Raw genomic sequence first — 16,967 nt, 5'->3', positions numbered from 1 at the left:
TCCAGTAACAATAATTCTGCGCCACAAGCGCTCATATTGGTTCTTAGGGATTGAATAATGAAAAAAGCATTGCTGACCCTTTCTGCACTGGCGTTGTGCATGGCTGCCGGCTCCGCGCTGGCCAAGGAATACAAAGAGCTGCGTTTTGGCGTTGATCCTTCCTACGCACCGTTCGAGTCGAAAGCGGCCGACGGCAGCCTGGTGGGCTTCGACATCGACCTGGGCAACGCAATCTGCGCCGAGCTGAAGGTCAAGTGCAAATGGGTTGAAAGTGACTTCGACGGCATGATTCCGGGCCTCAACGCCAACAAATTCGACGGCGTGATCTCGTCGATGACCGTGACCCCGGCCCGTGAAAAGGCGATCGACTTCTCCAGCGAGCTGTTCTCCGGCCCGACTTCCTACGTGTTCAAGAAGGGTTCCGGCCTGAGCGATGACGTCGCTTCCCTCAAGGGCAAGTCCGTCGGTTACGAGCAAGGCACCATCCAGGAAGCCTACGCCAAGGCCGTATTGGAGAAGGCCGGGGTAAAAATCCAGGCTTACGCCAACCAGGATCAGGTCTACGCCGACCTGAAAAACGGCCGTCTCGACGCCTCGATCCAGGACATGCTGCAAGCCGAACTGGGCTTTTTGAAGTCGCCGGATGGCGCCAACTACGAAGTCAGCAAGCCGGTCGACAGCGAATTGCTGCCAGCCAAAACCGCTGTCGGTATTAAGAAAGGTAACAAAGAGCTGAAGGCGCTTTTAGATAAAGGTATCAAAGCGTTACACGATGACGGCAAATACGCCGAGATTCAAAAGAAACACTTTGGCGATCTGAATCTGTACAGCGGTAAATAATGCCCTGGCGCCCATCACTCGATGGGCGCCTTTTCCATCCGCTCAGGTTGCTGATTTATGTTCGAAAACCTCTTACAAAATCTGGGGCTCTCCGCCTTCAGCCTCAAGGGCTTTGGCCCGTTGCTGTTGGAAGGCACCTGGATGACCATCAAATTGTCCGCGTTGTCGCTGCTGGTGGCCGTGTTGCTCGGTCTCTTGGGCGCCAGTGCCAAACTGTCGAAATCCAAACTGCTGCGCCTGCCTGCCCAGCTTTACACTACGCTGATTCGCGGGGTGCCGGATCTGGTGCTGATGCTGTTGATTTTCTACAGCCTGCAAACCTGGCTGACAGCCCTGACCGACGTCATGGAGTGGGACTACATCGAGATCGACTCCTTTACCGCCGGGGTGATCACCCTGGGCTTCATCTATGGCGCGTATTTCACCGAAACCTTCCGTGGGGCAATCCTCGCCGTACCACGCGGTCAGGTCGAAGCGGCCACCGCTTATGGCCTCAAACGCGGCCAGCGCTTTCGCTTCGTGGTGTTCCCGCAAATGATGCGCTTCGCCCTGCCGGGCATCGGCAACAACTGGATGGTGATGCTCAAGGCCACCGCACTGGTGTCGATCATCGGTCTGGCGGATCTGGTCAAAGCCGCGCAGGACGCCGGTAAAAGCACCTATCAACTGTTCTACTTCCTGGTACTCGCCGCCTTGATCTATCTGCTGATCACCAGTGCATCCAACGTCATCCTGCGCTGGCTCGAGCGCCGTTACGCCGCCGGTGCCCGGGAGGCCGTACGATGATCGAACTCCTGCAGGAATACTGGAAACCCTTCCTTTATACCGACGGTACCAACATCACCGGTCTGGCGATGACCCTGTGGCTGCTCAGCGCCTCTATTTTCATCGGTTTTCTGGTATCAATCCCGTTGTCGATTGCCCGGGTGTCCTCGCACTTCTATGTGCGCTGGCCGGTGCAGTTCTACACCTACCTGTTCCGTGGCACGCCGCTCTACATCCAGTTGCTGATCTGCTACACCGGGATCTACAGCCTGGCCGCCGTGCGCGCGCAGCCGTTGCTCGACAGTTTCTTTCGCGATGCGATGAACTGCACGATCCTCGCGTTCGCCCTGAACACCTGCGCCTACACCACGGAGATTTTCGCCGGGGCGATCCGCAGCATGAACCATGGCGAAGTCGAAGCGGCCAAGGCCTACGGACTGACCGGCTGGAAGCTGTACGCCTACGTGATCATGCCCTCGGCGCTGCGTCGCTCGTTGCCGTATTACAGCAACGAAGTGATCCTGATGCTGCACTCGACCACCGTGGCCTTCACCGCGACCATCCCCGACATCCTGAAAGTTGCGCGGGACGCTAACTCGGCGACCTACCTGACCTTCCAGTCGTTCGGCATCGCCGCGCTGATCTACCTGACCATTACCTTCGCGCTGGTCGGCCTGTTCCGCCTCGCCGAACGCCGATGGCTGGCATTCCTCGGGCCGACCCACTAGGAAAACCTGTAATGCGACACCAGATCCATGACCTGTTGGCCCCGGTGCCGGGGACCGCACGACAGATCCACAGCTTCCACTTCGGCCCGGAGCAGGCCCAAGGCAAGATCTACATCCAGTCCTCGCTGCATGCCGACGAACTGCCCGGCATGCTCGTGGCCTGGCACCTCAAGCAGCGACTGGCGGAGCTGGAAGCCGCCGGGCGCCTGCGCAGCCAGATTGTGCTGGTGCCGGTGGCCAACCCGGTCGGCCTCGAACAAGTGCTGATGGACGTGCCGCTGGGCCGGTACGAGATGGAGAGCGGGCAGAATTTCAATCGCTGGTTCGTCGACCTCAGCGAAGAAATCGGCAACGACATCGAGGGCAAGCTGGGCGACGACCCGCAGCGCAACCTTGAGCTGATCCGCACCAGCCTGCGCAACGCCCTCGCCCGCCAGACACCCGGCACGCAACTGCAATCCCAGCGCCTGACCCTGCAACGGCTGGCGTGCGATGCCGACATGGTGCTGGATCTGCACTGCGATTTCGAATCCGTGGTTCATCTCTACACCACGCCCGAAGCGTGGCCGCAGGTCGAGCCGCTGGCGCGTTACATCGAAGCTCAGGCCAGTCTGCTGGCCACCGATTCCGGCGGCCAGTCATTCGACGAATGCTTCACCCTGTTGTGGTGGCAACTGCAGGAGCGCTTTGGCGAACACTTCGAGATTCCGCTGGGCAGTTTTTCGGTGACCGTGGAGTTGCGCGGCCAGGGTGACGTCAATCACCCAATGGCCAGTCGTGACTGCCAGGCCTTGATCGATTACCTGATCCAGTTCGATGCGATCGTCGGCGAGACCAAACCGCAGCCGCCCCTGCCGTTCCCCGCCACGCCGTTGGCCGGCGTCGAACCGGTGACCACGCCGGTGGGCGGCTTGCTGGTGTACACCGCTACGGCCGGGCAATACCTGCAAGCCGGGCAACAGATTGCCGAAATCATCGACCCGATCCACGACCGGGTCACCCCCATTCATTGCACTGCCGCCGGCCTGCTGTACGCCCGCTCGTTGCGGCGCATGGCTACTGCCGGCATGGTGATCGCCCACGTGGCGGGCGCCGAAGCCTATCGCAGCGGCTACCTACTTTCGCCTTGAGGATGTCTGCCCCATGTACAAATTGACTGTTGAAGGTCTGCACAAAAGCTATGGCGACCATCAGGTACTCAAAGGCGTTTCGCTCAAGGCCAAGACCGGCGACGTGATCAGCCTGATCGGCGCCAGCGGCTCGGGTAAAAGCACCTTTTTGCGCTGCATCAACTTCCTCGAACAACCCAACGACGGCGCCATGAGCCTCGATGGCCAGGCGATCCGCATGGTCACCGACCGCCACGGCATGCACGTCGCCGACCCGAATGAACTGCAACGCCTGCGCACGCGACTGGCCATGGTGTTCCAGCACTTCAACCTGTGGAGCCACATGACCGTGCTGGAAAACATCACCATGGCCCCGCGCCGGGTGCTGGGTTGCAGCAAGCAGGAAGCCGAAGACCGCGCCCGCCGTTATCTGGATAAAGTGGGCCTGCCGGCGCGGGTTGCCGATCAGTACCCGGCGTTTCTCTCTGGCGGCCAGCAACAGCGGGTGGCGATTGCCCGGGCGCTGGCGATGGAGCCGGAAGTGATGCTGTTCGACGAACCGACCTCGGCGCTCGACCCGGAGCTGGTGGGTGAGGTGTTGCGGGTGATTCAGGGTCTGGCTGAAGAAGGTCGGACGATGATCATGGTGACCCATGAAATGAGCTTCGCCCGCAAGGTCTCCAGCCAGGTGTTGTTTCTGCATCAAGGGCTGGTGGAAGAAGAAGGCGCGCCGGAAGATGTGCTGGGCAATCCGCGCAGCGAACGGCTGAAGCAGTTCCTCAGCGGTAACCTCAAGTAACAGACGCAGATAAAAACCTGTGGGAGCGAGCTTGCTCGCGAAAGCGGTGGGTCAGTCAGCATTGTTTTGACTGACCCACCGCTTTCGCGAGCAAGCCCGCTCCCACAAGGGTGTATGTACTCGCACAAAATTAAACTTGTCCCTCAACGGCGCGGTCACTGAAGGAACACCTTCAGAGCGCAAGCCGCCGGTATGCCCACCTCCACCGACTTCGCAAAACTCTGGTTCAGCGCACGCAACTGGAAGCCGTTCGCCTTTCAAAAGCAGGTGTGGGCCGCCGTCAAACAAGGTCAGTCGGGGTTGCTCCACGCCAGCACCGGCGCCGGTAAAACCTATGCGGTGTGGTTCGCCGCGCTCAACCGCTTCGCCCGCATCAAACCCAGCGTTGCAGACAGCAAAAAACGCAAAGCACCAGCCGAACCACTGACCGTGCTGTGGATCACGCCGATGCGTGCCCTCGCCGCCGACACCGCACGCGCCCTGCAAGCGCCAGTCAGCGATTTGCAGATTCCGTGGAGCATCGGTCTGCGCACCGGCGACACCAGCAGCGCCGAACGTGCGCGTCAGGGCCGGCGCCTGCCAACCACGCTGATCACCACCCCGGAAAGCCTGACCCTGCTGCTTGCCCGAGCCGACGCCAGGACTGCGTTGTCGAGCCTGCGGATGATCGTTGTCGATGAATGGCACGAACTGCTCGGCAACAAACGCGGCGTACAACTGCAACTGGCCCTCGCCCGCCTGCGCCATTGGCAACCCGAACTGATCGTCTGGGGCGTGTCCGCCACCCTCGGTAATCAAGCCCACGCCGAACAGGTGCTGATCCCACAGGGCGGCGGGATCAGCGTGCAGGGCCAGAGCGAAAAATCACTCAATGTCGACACCTTGATCCCACCGGCCATCGAGCGTTTTCCCTGGGCCGGGCACATCGGTCTGAAGATGCTCCCGCAGGTGGTCGCCGAACTGGATGCCTGCGCCAGCAGCCTGGTCTTCACCAACACCCGGGCACAGTCGGAAATCTGGTATCAGGCATTGCTCGAAGCGCGGCCGGACTGGGCCGGGCTGATCGCGTTGCACCACAGCTCGCTGTCCCGCGAGACCCGCGACTGGGTTGAGCAAGCGTTGAAGGACGGCAAGCTGAAAGCCGTGGTCTGTACCTCGAGCCTGGATCTGGGCGTGGACTTTTTACCGGTGGAACGGGTCCTGCAGATCGGCTCGGCCAAAGGCGTAGCGCGACTGATGCAACGCGCCGGGCGCTCTGGTCACGCGCCGGGGCGCACCTCGCGCGTGACGCTGGTGCCGACACACAGCCTGGAACTGATCGAAGCCGCTGCCGCAGGCGACGCCGTGGCGCAACGACTCATCGAACCGCGTCTGTCGCCGCACAAACCGCTGGATGTGCTGGTGCAGCATCTGGTCAGCATGGCGCTGGGCGGTGGCTTTATTCCCGAAGAGCTGTACGAAGAAGTGCGTGGTGCCTGGGCTTATCGTGATCTGACACGGGCAGATTGGGCCTGGGCGCTGGCTTTCGTACGTCACGGCGGGCTTTCTCTGACGGCCTATCCGGATTACCGCCGGGTCGAACCGGATGAACACGGCGTCTGGCGGGTACCCGATGCGCGATTGGCGCGCCGTCATCGCATGAGCATCGGCACCATCGTCAGCGACGCGAGCATTAATCTGAAATTCTGGAGCAAGGGTGGCGGTGGCAAGCAGTTGGGCAGCGTCGAGGAAGGTTTTATCGCGCGGCTGAAACCGGGCGATGGCTTTCTGTTTGCCGGGCGTTTGCTGGAGTTAGTGCGGGTGGAAAACATGACCGCGTACGTCAAACGCAGCACCGCGAAAAAAGCCGCCGTGCCGCGCTGGAATGGCGGGCGGATGCCGCTTTCCAACGAACTGGCCGCCGCCGTGGTCAGCCGCTTCACGGCGGCAGCACGGGGCGAGTTCGTCGGCCCGGAAATGCAGGCGCTACAACCGTTGCTGCAAACCCAGGCGCGCTGGTCGGGTCTGCCCACCTCCGACTGTCTGTTGGCCGAAGCGCTGAAATCCCGTGAAGGCTGGCACCTTTTCCTTTATCCGTTTGCCGGGCGCCAGGTGCATCTGGGGCTCGCCAGCCTGTTGGCGTGGCGCGTGAGTCAGCGCCAGCCACTGACGTTCTCGATTGCGGTGAATGATTACGGGCTGGAGTTGCTCAGCGCCACGCCGGTCGATTGGTTCGAGCAACTCGATGCGGCGCTGCTCAGCCCCGAGCATCTGCTGCGCGACGTGCTGGCCAGCCTCAATGCCGGGGAGCTGGCGTTGCGGCGCTTTCGCGAGATCGCGCGGATCGCCGGGCTGGTGTTCGCCGGCTATCCCGGTGCGCCGAAAAGTACCCGTCAGGTGCAGGCCTCCAGCGGATTGTTCTTCGAAGTGTTCAAACAATACGACGCTGACAACCTGCTGCTGGCTCAAGCCGGGGAAGAAGTCTTACGGGAAGAACTGGATATTCGTCGTCTGGAGCAGACATTGGAGCGGATCAACCGGATGAAACTGGACATGCACCTGATCAAACGTCCTACGCCGCTAGGCTTTCCGTTGCTGGTGGAGCGCATGCGCGAAAGCATGAGTTCGGAAAAACTCGCTGACCGCATCCGGCGCATGGTCGGCGATCTGGAGAAATCCGCCGACAAGGGTCAAGCCTCATGAGTGCAGCGTATCCAGTGCGCCTGGCCGGTGAAGAACTCTGGCTGCTGCCGGAAAAGGCCCTGTACTGGCCGGCGCAGCAAGCACTGCTGATCGCCGATGTGCATTTCGGCAAGGCCGCGGCCTATCGCAGCCTCGGCCAGCCGGTACCACAAGGCACCACGACGGCGAATATCGAAGTGCTCGACCGATTGCTGGCCAGACTGCCCTGTCGGCAGCTGATTTTCCTCGGTGACTTTCTGCACGGCCCCGGTTCGCATGCGACGGGTACGCTGAATGCCTTGGCCGAATGGCGCGCACGTCATGCCGATCTGCCGATGACGCTGATTCGCGGCAACCACGACAAACGTGCCGGGGATCCACCGACGGCGCTGAATATCCGGGTGGTTCCGGAACCGCTGCTGCTCGGGCCGTTTGCCCTGCAACACGAACCCGACCCGCATCCCGAACGACACGTGCTGGCCGGGCATGTGCATCCGGTCTATCGGCTCAACGGCAAGGGGCGGCAGCGTTTGCGGCTGGCGTGTTTTCGACTGGGTGAGCGATTGAGCCTGCTGCCGGCCTTTGGTGCCTTTACCGGTGGTTATCAGGTCGAGAAAGACGCTCAGTGCAGGATTTTCGTCATCGGCGACAACGAAATATGGCCCGTCAGTTGAGGTCTTGGGCAAACCTCAGCCGACTGGCCATTCATGGAGTAGCGACTCAGGCCACTGGCGCGGGTGGCGGCTCGTCCGGCAGCGTCGGCTCGCCGGGTTCGGTCGGTTGTTCGTTAGGGGTGTCGGGATCAGGCTGACCGGGAATGCCGCCTGCCATATGGAAAGCCGGGTGTGCCAACAATGACCAGGCCAAAACGCCAACCTGATTGGGCTCAAGCCTTGCCAGTTGGGCGGTGATATGCGGATCGATCTTCATGCAACCTCCTCGGCGAAGGCCCGCTTTGCCAGAAGCAAAAACGGGCAGTACACCCCATAGAGTGTCTGCCCGCCAAAGAATTCCCGCGAACTGCCGGATGGATCAGGTACGCGGCAGGGTCACGCCACGCTGGCCCTGATATTTGCCGCCGCGATCCTTGTACGAAACTTCGCATTGCTCGTCGGATTCGAGGAACAGCATCTGCGCCACGCCCTCGTTGGCGTAGATTTTCGCCGGCAGGTTGGTGGTGTTGGAGAATTCCAGGGTCACGTGGCCTTCCCACTCAGGCTCGAGCGGGGTGACGTTAACGATGATGCCGCAGCGCGCGTAGGTGCTTTTACCCAGGCAGATGGTCAATACGTTGCGCGGAATGCGGAAGTATTCGACGGTGCTGGCCAGGGCGAAGGAGTTCGGCGGGATGATGCAGACGTCGCTGTGGATGTCGACAAAGCTGCCGGCATCGAAGTTCTTCGGATCGACGATCGCCGAATTGATGTTGGTGAACACCTTGAAATGGTTGGTGCAGCGCACATCGTAGCCGTAGCTCGACACACCGTAGGAAATCACACGGCTGTCGTCGCTGCCGCGCACCTGGCGCTCGACGAAAGGCTCGATCATGCCGTGTTCCTGCGCCATGCGGCGAATCCACTTGTCCGATTTGATGCTCATGGCGGGTGTCCTGAATAGCGAGGTGGAAAAAATCTGTCCGGCATCTTACCGGGCGCGCCGCCGGGTTCAAAGTCCGCGCTGAAATTCTCGCCGAACACCCTGGAAATACAGGCTCTGGCGACGAACCGTCACACCGTCGATCCCTAAAACAGAGAAACCTTCGCAAGAAACATTGGCACGTTCCGGAAAAAGGGTTAAGGTGGCGCCACTGTGTTGCTTGTGTCACTGAGAATCTCTACACGATATGTTGAATTTCGATCCAACCATCTACAAGAATTTTTCCTGCTCTTTGCACTCAGTCTCGGCCAGGGTTCTTCCTGAGTCGCAGTTATCTTTGTTCAAGGAGTTACACCATGTCTAATCGCCAAACCGGTACCGTTAAGTGGTTCAACGATGAAAAAGGCTTCGGCTTCATCACTCCACAATCCGGTGACGACCTGTTCGTTCACTTCAAAGCTATCCAATCCGACGGCTTCAAAAGCCTGAAAGAAGGCCAACAGGTTTCTTTCATCGCTACCCGCGGTCAGAAAGGCATGCAAGCTGAAGAAGTACAAGTTATCTAACTTGTAGCTTCTTTAGAAAAGAGCCCCGCCCTCAAAGCGGGGCTTTTTTGTGGGCGTGTGTTTTTTAACGGCCACAAAAAAAGCAGCCCTCACGGCTGCTTTTTTTTCGACTTGCCTTACCAGGCCACGCCAAACCCTGCGGTGTAGCGGGTCTTGTTCAAATCTGCATCCTTGGTACCACTGATGATGTCGCGTTCGGCCTTGAGGTTGAGCGACGCCCAGTCGGTGACCTTGTAGCGCAGGCCCATCTCGGCATCCAGCGCGTAATTGGCTACGTCAGACAGCGGCTTGCCCAGCTCACCATTGGTGAAGAACTCGACTTTTTTGCCGATCAGGTAGCGGTTGTAATCCCACTTCATGGCGACCGAATAGAAGTTGTCCTTGCCGCCATCGCTGTACTCGTAATCGGTGCGGTTGAGCAGCGAACCGAGCGAGAACGCGCCCAGCTCGTCGTCCCAGAACTGGTAACCCGGACCGGTACCGACCACACGCTGACGCGACAGCTCTTCAACGTAGTCACGCTTGTAGTTCAGGCGGCCCTGCCAGAACCATTTGTCGGTGAGGAAGCGGTCAAGTGCGTATTCGGCGCGCCAGTTATTGGTGGTGACCTGCTCGTCCTGCACTTCGCGGTTGTATTCGCCCTCGGCGGTGTGCCGCCAGCGGCCATGACGCGCGGTGGTCTTGAAGTCGATGTCGTAGTCGTCGGTGTCCTTTTCCGCCCGTTGATAATCCATCGCCAGGCCTATATTACCTTTCCACACCAGATCCTCGACCACCGGTTTCGGTTTGAGGATCTGCTGAATGCTCGCCAGCTCGACGGTCTTCGGCGCCTCGCCGTTGGCCAGGGTGACCTTGCCGTCATCGGCGGCGGTCAGCGACTTGGCTTTTTCACCGTTGTAGGCGTCCTGTTTGACCAGCAGCTCCTGATCACTCTGCAGGGTCTTGACCTCTTTCCAGTCGATGCTGACCGCACCCGCATACTGGGTCTGAATCAGCAATTTGCCGCCATCGAAAACGGAGATCTTACCGCTCAGCTTGTCACCGTTCTTTAACCAGACGGTATCGGCAAGCAGCGGCGTGGAGGCACTGAAGACAGCAAGGCACAGCAGGGTTCTGGACAACATAAGCGGATCGAGGGCTCAAGTTTGCGAAAAAAGGTCGGCATTATCCGTAGGAATAAGACCCTGACAAGGACTGACCGAGCGATTTCCATTGAGTTCATTTCTCATCTGGCCAACGAGCGATTACGCTTGAGCCCATCGATACGACTATTGTTCAGGAACCGCGCAGGTGAAAGAGCCGAATCATCCCGAGGAAAGCGAAGCGCAAATCCGACGCACGGCGCTTTATTCCACCCTTGCCCAAGTGCCTGAGGGCAAGGTGGTCAGCTATGGTCAATTGGCGGAACTCGCAGGGTTGGGGCGCGCCGCCCGCTGGGTCGGCCGGACCCTGAGCCAATTACCCGGCGATACCAAACTGCCGTGGCACCGGGTACTGGGTGCCGGCGGTCGGATCAGTCTGCCACTGGGCAGCCCCTCGGGGGACGAACAACGGGCACGATTGCGTTCTGAAGGCGTCACCGTCCTGAACAATCGTGTGGATATTCAGCGCCATGGCTGGCGTCCGATAGAGCACAGCGGTTAGAGTGCGCGCTTTGTTTTCGCAATCTTGAGGCAGACTTCAGCCCATGCCCCGTAAAACCTGGCGCGCCGCGCTCGCCGCCTATGCCAGTCCTTCGACGCTCGTGCTGTTGTTGCTCGGTTTTGCTGCCGGCCTGCCGTACATGCTGGTATTTTCGACGCTTTCCGTCTGGCTGCGTGAAGCCGGTGTTGCCCGTGAAACCATCGGCTACGCCAGCCTGATCGGCCTGGCCTACGCCTTCAAATGGGTGTGGTCACCGCTGCTCGACCAATGGCGCCTGCCTTTATTGGGCAAGCTTGGCCGCCGCCGTTCGTGGCTGGTGCTCTCGCAGACCCTGGTGATTCTGGGGCTGATCGGCATGGGCTTCTGTGATCCGCAGAAACACCTGTCCTGGCTGATCGCCATTGCCGTCATCGTCGCCTTCGCCTCCGCCACCCAAGACATCGCGGTCGACGCCTATCGCCTGGAAATCGCTGACGACAGCCGCCAGGCCGCGCTGGCTGCCAGTTACATGTCCGGCTACCGCGTCGCCGCCCTGCTCGCCACGGCGGGCGCGCTGTTCTTTGCCGAAGGCTTCGGCTCCACCGGTTTCAACTATCAACACTCGGCCTGGACCGGCACCTACGCCCTGTTCGGCGTGTTGATGGTGCCTGCCCTGCTGACCTCGCTGCTGATGCGCGAACCGCCAGTGCCACTGCGCACGCAGTTGCAGGCCGGCCGCTACAGTTTCGGGCATCAACTGGCCTCGGTATTCGTGCTGATCGTGTTGCTGGTGTCGGTTCCGGCGATGTTCACCCAGCTCTACAACACCGATTTCGCCGGCGTGCTGTTCGGCAATATGAGCCCGCTCGACCTGTTGCTCGAAGACCGCGCCTTCCTGCGCGCCATCCTCTACACCCTGCTCACCGGCCTGTGCCTGTCGACCATGGGCCGTCGCGGCCTGGCGCCGGTGCTGACCCCGGTCAACGACTTCATCCTGCGCTACCGCTGGCAGGCGTTGCTGTTGCTCGGGCTGATCGCCACTTACCGGATGTCCGACACGGTGATGGGCGTGATGGCCAACGTGTTCTATATCGACCAGGGCTTCACCAAGGATCAGATCGCCAGCGTCAGCAAGATCTTCGGCCTGATCATGACCCTCCTCGGCGCCGGGATGGGCGGCCTGCTGATCGTGCGCTTCGGCATCCTGCCGATCCTGTTCATTGGCGGCGCAGCTTCGGCGGCAACCAACCTGCTGTTCGTGATGCTGGCTGACATGGGCCCGAACCTGCAGATGCTGGTGGTGACCATCTCCCTCGACAACTTCAGTTCGGGCATGGCGACCTCAGCCTTCGTCGCCTACCTGTCGAGTCTGACCAACCTGAAGTTCTCGGCCACCCAGTACGCCCTGCTCAGCTCGATCATGCTGTTGCTGCCGCGCCTGATCGGCGGTTATTCCGGGGTAATGGTCGAGAAGTTCGGCTACCACAACTTCTTCATGATCACGGCGCTGCTCGGCGTGCCGACCCTGGTGCTGATCGCCCTGCACTGGTTTCAGGAAAACCGCCGCGAAGGCCCGACACCAACGCCCGAGCCTGTGCCGACCACCGTGGTCGAAGAGTCGTAGGACAATTCAGATACGGCGGGAGGATTCCCGCCGTTGAGCCTCACCGCCGAGCGCAATCCTGTACGTCGGCAAATCTCGCCGGTACACTGCTCCGTCATTTCCAGTCATAGCAACCGACAACGGCCAACCATGCGCACCAGTCAATTTTTGCTCGCCACACAGAAAGAAACGCCTTCCGATGCGGTCGTCGTCAGCCATCAGCTGATGCTGCGCGCCGGCATGATCCGCAAACTCGCTTCGGGCCTGTACACCTGGCTGCCGATGGGCTTGCGGGTAATGCGCAAGGTTGAAGCCATCGTTCGCGAAGAAATGAACGCTGCCGGTTCTCTTGAAGTGTTGATGCCGAGCACCCAACCGGCCGAGCTGTGGCAGGAATCGGGGCGCTGGGAAGAATACGGCCCTGAGCTGCTGCGCATCAAAGACCGCCACGGTCGCGACTTCTGCGCGGGCCCGACCCACGAAGAAGTGATCACCGATCTGATGCGCAACGAGTTGAGCAGCTACAAGCAGTTGCCGATCAACCTGTACCAGATCCAGACCAAATTCCGTGACGAAATCCGCCCACGCTTCGGTTTGATGCGCGGCCGCGAATTCATCATGAAGGACGCCTACTCGTTCCACGCCGATCAGGCTTCGCTGCAGGTCACCTACGACCGCATGCATCAGGCGTACTGCAACGTATTCACCCGTCTGGGCCTGAAATTCCGCCCAGTTGAAGCCGACAACGGCTCGATCGGTGGCGCCGGCTCCCACGAGTTCCACGTACTGGCCGAGTCCGGCGAAGACGACATCGTCTTCAGCAACGGCTCCGACTACGCGGCGAACATCGAGAAAGCCGAAGCCGTGCCACGGGAAACCTCGCGTCCATCGCCGGCCGAAGAGCTGCGCCTGGTCGACACTCCAGACACCAAGACCATTGCCGCGCTGGTGGAAAAATTCAATCTGCCGATTGAAAAGACCATCAAGACCCTGATCGTCCACGCCGAAGAGCCAGGCAAGCTGATTGCCCTGATCATCCGTGGCGACCACGAGCTGAACGAAATCAAGGCTGCCAACCAGCCAGGCGTGGCCAGCCCGCTGGTCATGGCTTCCGATGCCGAGCTGCGTGACGCCATTGGCGCCGGTGCCGGTTCGCTCGGCCCGCTGAACCTGCCGCTGCCGATCATCATCGACCGCTCGGTCGAACTGATGAGCGACTTCGGTATCGGCGCGAACATCGACGACAAGCACTACTTCGGCGTGAACTGGGAACGCGATCTGCCGGTTCCAACCGTTGCCGACCTGCGTAACGTCGTGGCCGGTGACCCAAGCCCGGACGGCAAAGGCACCCTGGAAATCAAGCGCGGCATAGAAGTCGGGCACATCTTCCAGCTGGGCAACAAGTACAGCAAGGCGATGAAGTGCGAAGTGCTGGGCGAGAACGGCAAACCGGTCACCCTGGAAATGGGTTGCTACGGTATCGGCGTATCCCGCGTGGTCGCTGCCGCCATCGAGCAGAACAACGACGAGAAAGGCATCATCTGGAGCGACACCCTGGCGCCGTTCCAGATCGCTCTGGTACCGCTGCGTTATGAAACCGAGCAGGTGCGCGAAGCCACTGACAAGCTGTACGCAGAACTGACGGCGGCCGGTTTCGAAGTGTTGCTGGACGATCGCGACAAGAAAACCAGCCCGGGCATCAAGTTCGCGGACATGGAGCTGATCGGCATTCCTCACCGGATCGTGGTCAGTGACCGCGGCCTCGCCGAAGGCAACCTGGAATACAAGAGCCGCACCGAGGCCGAAGCGCAAGCGCTGCCGGTTGCCGATGTGCTGTCCTTCCTTCAGGCCCGTATCCGCCGCTGAATCCAGATAGAGACCTCATGTTCAAGCGAAACACCTTGGGCCTCGGTGGCGCCGCCTTGTGCGGCGCCCTGCTGGTCAGCGGCTGTGCCAATCAGATGTCACAGCGCAGCGAGCACGAAGAGCGGGTCGAGCGCAAACTGCTCGATCACAGCCTGCAGATCGATGTCGGTGAGCCTAAGGTGCTCGAACTGCCGCAGCGTCGCGTGAAAATCAACGAACAGAAGACCTTCGAAGTCACCGAGTTTGAGGTCACCCGTCGTTACGATCGCTACACGCCTTATCAGCCCTGGCGCGAAATCTACGAGATTCCGCTGGGTGCAGTGGCCGTGGTCGCCGGTATTGGCGCCAATGTGGTCAACGTATTCGCTCTGGGCAACCTGCCGGACAGCGTGACCAAGGACTGGTTGAACTACGGCATTGCCGGGGTCAACCCGTTCATGAACGTGCAGTCCCACGGTCGTGCGCAACAGAACCTGGCCGGTATCGATGAAGTCCAGCGCGACAAACGCACCGAGTATTCGAGCCTGCCGTGGAGCGAGCGTCCGGTGCAGGTCAAGGCCGGCAAGCAGACCTTCGACATGACCACTGACCGCAACGGCGTGCTGCGCCTGAACCTGCTGGACAGTCCGTTCGCCGAAAATGACCTGAACCATATCGGCAAGCTGCAGATCAGCGTCGAAGACGGCAAGGATGACGTGCACAGCGACTCATCCCTGGCGATCAGCAGCCATTTGCGCAGCAAGTTGCTCGAAGCGCACGGGTTGATTTATGACGATCTGGAAGACGACGAAGTGAGCCAGTGGGTCCACCGGGTCAAACGTCTGTCGGAACTGGGTCTGGAGGAAGAGGCCAGCGAGCTGGAACAAAGCCTCATAGAACTGACGCGCAACGATCCTGAGTTGCAGGCGGAATTTCTCAAGTCGCTGACCAAGGATGCGGGGCGTCTGGTCGCTGATCCTGGACCGAATTAAGCCTGAAAAGCTTCGCGAGCAAGCCCGCTCCCACAGTTGATTGCATTCCACTGAAGGAACTCGATCAAATGTGGGAGCGGGCTTGCTCGCGAAAGCGGCATCAGCAACACCGCAGCAATTAGCGCTCAAACAACTCCATCTGCTCAAACCCACCGCGCAAATCCTCAAGTCTCACCCCCACACCCAACAACCGCACCGGTTTCCCGCCCCGGTTGAACGCCTGGGTCAACATCAACTGATAACTGCCCAGATCGCGCCCTGCCCCGGCCTGTTCCAGTGTGGTCTGGGTAAAGTCATGGAACTTCACTTTGACGAACGGCTTGCCCGGTCGATAACTGCTGTCGATCCGCTCCATGCGGGTTTTCAGGGTTTCCAGCAACTCCGGCAGCTTGTCGAGGCAACTGCGCAGATCCGGCAGATCGACGTCGTAGGTGTTTTCCACGCTGATTGACTGTCGGCGGCTGTCGTTGTGCACCAACCGGTCATCGATCCCACGGGCCAGACTCCAGAGTCGCTCACCGAAACTGCCGAATTCACGCACCAGCGCCAACTTGTCCCACTCGCGCAGTTGCAGGCAATCGACGATACCGAGCTTGCCCAGCTTGTCGGCAGTGACTTTGCCGACGCCGTGCAACTTGCTCACCGGCAAGCCACTGACGAAATCCTCGACCTGGTCCGGAGTAATCACGAACAACCCGTTGGGCTTCTTCCAGTCGCTGGCGATTTTGGCCAGAAACTTGTTCGGGGCCACGCCCGCAGACACGGTGATGTGCAACTGATTGGAGACCCGCCGGCGGATATCCTGCGCGATGCGCGTGGCACTGCCGCCAAAATGCGCGCTGTCGGAGACGTCGAGGTAGGCCTCATCAAGCGACAGTGGCTCGATCAGATCGGTGTAATCGCGAAAGATCGTATGGATTTCCTTCGAGGCTTCGCGATAGGCCTCCATGCGCGGCTTGACGATGGTCAGGTCGGGACACAGCTTCAAGGCATGCCCGGACGACATTGCCGAACGTACGCCATACGCCCGCGCTTCATAGTTGCAGGTGGCAATGACCCCACGCCGATCCGCCGACCCGCCCACCGCCAGCGGTTTGCCGGCCAGGTTCGGGTCGTCGCGCATCTCGATGGCGGCGTAGAAACAGTCACAGTCGACGTGGATGATTTTTCGCTGGGTCATGACAGAAAAGGAAACATGGCGAGCCGGAAACGCAGTATCTCACTCGCACCTGTATATAGCACCAGTGGTCTGAAGGTTCTTTTCAGGTTGTAGGAAAACAACCATGAATTTATTTTCTCAATCGAGAATCATCGAACGATAGAGCTGAAAGCCTTGCCCCACCTGCCCTGCGCGCCCGTCTCCTGCACTGGAAAAAGCGCTAACCGATTGAACAGGAACAGATTTATCCAGATTCAAGGTTGACACCCCGGCGATCCTCTGTAGAATGCCGACACACAGACGCGGGATGGAGCAGTCTGGTAGCTCGTCGGGCTCATAACCCGAAGGTCGTCGGTTCAAATCCGGCTCCCGCAACCAAACATCAAAAAAGGCTACTCGAAAGAGTGGCCTTTTTTGTGTCTGTCTGTTTTTCAAACCAGCCTCTGCATCACGCACATCCGGGCGAACAGGAATTCGTTGCATTTCCGAAACTTACCGCGCCGCTGCGACCGTTTGACGCAAATTCACACTTATTTGACCCTTTACGGGATTAGCGGTTGACACCTCGCCGTTCGCCTGTAGAATGCCGCCACACAGACGCGGGATGGAGCAGTCTGGTAGCTCGTCGGGCTCATAACCCGAAGGTCGTCGGTTCAAATCCGGCTCCCGCAACCAAACATC

Annotated in this window: 16 protein-coding genes and 2 tRNA genes; 14 read left to right on the top strand and 4 right to left on the bottom strand. The window is 60.0% G+C overall.

The window, feature by feature from the left end:
* Positions 1-57 precede the first annotated feature (57 nt).
* The 7 genes from J1G18_RS10195 (at position 58) to pdeM (ending at position 7,576) form a co-directional block, all read left to right on the top strand.
* A complete protein-coding gene (locus J1G18_RS10195; RefSeq protein WP_003222321.1) occupies positions 58-840 on the top strand; it encodes a transporter substrate-binding domain-containing protein in 783 nt (260 codons plus the stop codon).
* Positions 841-897: 57 nt separating this feature from the next.
* Complete coding sequence (locus J1G18_RS10190) at positions 898-1,626, top strand: ABC transporter permease (protein ID WP_003222319.1); 729 nt, start codon at positions 898-900, stop codon at positions 1,624-1,626.
* Positions 1,623-2,333, top strand: coding sequence for an ABC transporter permease (locus J1G18_RS10185; protein WP_097086541.1), 711 nt, complete (start codon positions 1,623-1,625; stop codon positions 2,331-2,333). Before J1G18_RS10190 ends, J1G18_RS10185 begins: the two co-directional genes overlap by 4 nt.
* Positions 2,334-2,344: 11 nt before the next feature.
* Positions 2,345-3,463 (top strand): succinylglutamate desuccinylase/aspartoacylase family protein, encoded by a 1,119-nt coding sequence (locus tag J1G18_RS10180; RefSeq protein ID WP_134785578.1) that lies wholly within the window; start codon positions 2,345-2,347, stop codon positions 3,461-3,463.
* A 13-nt stretch (positions 3,464-3,476) separates the two neighbouring features.
* Positions 3,477-4,241 carry an ABC transporter ATP-binding protein gene (locus J1G18_RS10175; RefSeq protein WP_123586990.1) on the top strand — a complete coding sequence of 255 codons (765 nt, stop codon included), beginning with the start codon at positions 3,477-3,479 and terminating at the stop codon, positions 4,239-4,241.
* A gap of 192 nt (positions 4,242-4,433) precedes the next feature.
* Complete coding sequence (locus J1G18_RS10170) at positions 4,434-6,923, top strand: ligase-associated DNA damage response DEXH box helicase (RefSeq protein WP_223007598.1); 2,490 nt, start codon at positions 4,434-4,436, stop codon at positions 6,921-6,923.
* Positions 6,920-7,576: a ligase-associated DNA damage response endonuclease PdeM gene (gene pdeM, locus J1G18_RS10165; protein ID WP_223007597.1), complete on the top strand. Its 657-nt coding sequence runs from the start codon at positions 6,920-6,922 to the stop codon at positions 7,574-7,576. Before J1G18_RS10170 ends, pdeM begins: the two co-directional genes overlap by 4 nt.
* A gap of 46 nt (positions 7,577-7,622) precedes the next feature.
* Here pdeM and J1G18_RS10160 read toward each other — a convergent pair whose 3' ends face one another.
* Positions 7,623-7,832, bottom strand: coding sequence for a hypothetical protein (locus tag J1G18_RS10160; RefSeq protein ID WP_027614346.1), 210 nt, complete (start codon positions 7,830-7,832; stop codon positions 7,623-7,625).
* Positions 7,833-7,934: 102 nt separating this feature from the next.
* Entirely contained in the window at positions 7,935-8,501 is a 567-nt protein-coding gene (dcd, locus tag J1G18_RS10155) for a dCTP deaminase (protein WP_003222308.1), read from the bottom strand.
* Between the two features lie 353 nt (positions 8,502-8,854).
* Between dcd and J1G18_RS10150 the strand changes: the two genes are divergently transcribed.
* Positions 8,855-9,064, top strand: coding sequence for a cold-shock protein (locus J1G18_RS10150; protein WP_002554837.1), 210 nt, complete (start codon positions 8,855-8,857; stop codon positions 9,062-9,064).
* 116 nt (positions 9,065-9,180) lie between these two features.
* Here the strand turns inward: J1G18_RS10150 and J1G18_RS10145 are convergent, their stop codons facing one another.
* Entirely contained in the window at positions 9,181-10,188 is a 1,008-nt protein-coding gene (locus tag J1G18_RS10145) for a DUF481 domain-containing protein (RefSeq protein ID WP_027614345.1), read from the bottom strand.
* A 166-nt stretch (positions 10,189-10,354) separates the two neighbouring features.
* On the opposite strand from J1G18_RS10145, the gene J1G18_RS10140 reads away from it, so the two are divergent.
* The 4 genes from J1G18_RS10140 to J1G18_RS10125 all read left to right on the top strand — a co-directional run bounded on the left by J1G18_RS10140 (position 10,355) and on the right by J1G18_RS10125 (position 15,127).
* The gene (locus tag J1G18_RS10140) at positions 10,355-10,708 is read left to right on the top strand and encodes an MGMT family protein (protein WP_098967536.1); all 354 of its coding nucleotides are present in this window, start codon (positions 10,355-10,357) and stop codon (positions 10,706-10,708) included.
* 43 nt (positions 10,709-10,751) lie between these two features.
* Positions 10,752-12,311 carry an AmpG family muropeptide MFS transporter gene (locus tag J1G18_RS10135; RefSeq protein ID WP_210558009.1) on the top strand — a complete coding sequence of 520 codons (1,560 nt, stop codon included), beginning with the start codon at positions 10,752-10,754 and terminating at the stop codon, positions 12,309-12,311.
* Between the two features lie 129 nt (positions 12,312-12,440).
* Complete coding sequence (locus J1G18_RS10130) at positions 12,441-14,156, top strand: proline--tRNA ligase (protein ID WP_223007596.1); 1,716 nt, start codon at positions 12,441-12,443, stop codon at positions 14,154-14,156.
* 17 nt (positions 14,157-14,173) lie between these two features.
* Positions 14,174-15,127, top strand: coding sequence for a hypothetical protein (locus tag J1G18_RS10125; protein WP_027614341.1), 954 nt, complete (start codon positions 14,174-14,176; stop codon positions 15,125-15,127).
* Between the two features lie 118 nt (positions 15,128-15,245).
* Here the strand turns inward: J1G18_RS10125 and dinB are convergent, their stop codons facing one another.
* Complete coding sequence (dinB, locus tag J1G18_RS10120; protein ID WP_098967529.1) at positions 15,246-16,307, bottom strand: DNA polymerase IV; 1,062 nt, start codon at positions 16,305-16,307, stop codon at positions 15,246-15,248.
* 280 nt (positions 16,308-16,587) lie between these two features.
* Between dinB and J1G18_RS10115 the strand changes: the two genes are divergently transcribed.
* Positions 16,588-16,664: transfer RNA gene (locus J1G18_RS10115), tRNA-Met, on the top strand.
* Between the two features lie 220 nt (positions 16,665-16,884).
* Positions 16,885-16,961 (top strand) — tRNA-Met (locus J1G18_RS10110).
* The last annotated feature ends 6 nt before the right edge of the window (positions 16,962-16,967 follow it).

This window comes from Pseudomonas sp. MIS38 (assembly GCF_019891575.1).
Classification (GTDB): Bacteria; Pseudomonadota; Gammaproteobacteria; order Pseudomonadales; family Pseudomonadaceae; genus Aquipseudomonas; species Aquipseudomonas putida_A.
Note: the sequence above shows the minus strand (reverse complement) of the source record. Positions and strands in the feature narration are given on the sequence as shown.

What these genes read in the sequence shown, in the direction of transcription:
- pdeM (WP_223007597.1), top strand. Translation starts at nt 6,920, where the DNA reads ATGAGTGCAGCGTATCCAGTGCGCCTGGCCGGTGAAGAACTCTGGCTG.
- J1G18_RS10170 (WP_223007598.1), top strand. Translation starts at nt 4,434, where the DNA reads ATGCCCACCTCCACCGACTTCGCAAAACTCTGGTTCAGCGCACGCAAC.
- J1G18_RS10160 (WP_027614346.1), bottom strand. Translation starts at nt 7,832, where the DNA reads ATGAAGATCGATCCGCATATCACCGCCCAACTGGCAAGGCTTGAGCCC.
- J1G18_RS10185 (WP_097086541.1), top strand. Translation starts at nt 1,623, where the DNA reads ATGATCGAACTCCTGCAGGAATACTGGAAACCCTTCCTTTATACCGAC.
- J1G18_RS10125 (WP_027614341.1), top strand. Translation starts at nt 14,174, where the DNA reads ATGTTCAAGCGAAACACCTTGGGCCTCGGTGGCGCCGCCTTGTGCGGC.
- J1G18_RS10180 (WP_134785578.1), top strand. Translation starts at nt 2,345, where the DNA reads ATGCGACACCAGATCCATGACCTGTTGGCCCCGGTGCCGGGGACCGCA.
- J1G18_RS10190 (WP_003222319.1), top strand. Translation starts at nt 898, where the DNA reads ATGTTCGAAAACCTCTTACAAAATCTGGGGCTCTCCGCCTTCAGCCTC.
- dcd (WP_003222308.1), bottom strand. Translation starts at nt 8,501, where the DNA reads ATGAGCATCAAATCGGACAAGTGGATTCGCCGCATGGCGCAGGAACAC.
- J1G18_RS10130 (WP_223007596.1), top strand. Translation starts at nt 12,441, where the DNA reads ATGCGCACCAGTCAATTTTTGCTCGCCACACAGAAAGAAACGCCTTCC.
- J1G18_RS10195 (WP_003222321.1), top strand. Translation starts at nt 58, where the DNA reads ATGAAAAAAGCATTGCTGACCCTTTCTGCACTGGCGTTGTGCATGGCT.
- J1G18_RS10175 (WP_123586990.1), top strand. Translation starts at nt 3,477, where the DNA reads ATGTACAAATTGACTGTTGAAGGTCTGCACAAAAGCTATGGCGACCAT.
- J1G18_RS10145 (WP_027614345.1), bottom strand. Translation starts at nt 10,188, where the DNA reads ATGTTGTCCAGAACCCTGCTGTGCCTTGCTGTCTTCAGTGCCTCCACG.
- J1G18_RS10150 (WP_002554837.1), top strand. Translation starts at nt 8,855, where the DNA reads ATGTCTAATCGCCAAACCGGTACCGTTAAGTGGTTCAACGATGAAAAA.
- J1G18_RS10135 (WP_210558009.1), top strand. Translation starts at nt 10,752, where the DNA reads ATGCCCCGTAAAACCTGGCGCGCCGCGCTCGCCGCCTATGCCAGTCCT.
- dinB (WP_098967529.1), bottom strand. Translation starts at nt 16,307, where the DNA reads ATGACCCAGCGAAAAATCATCCACGTCGACTGTGACTGTTTCTACGCC.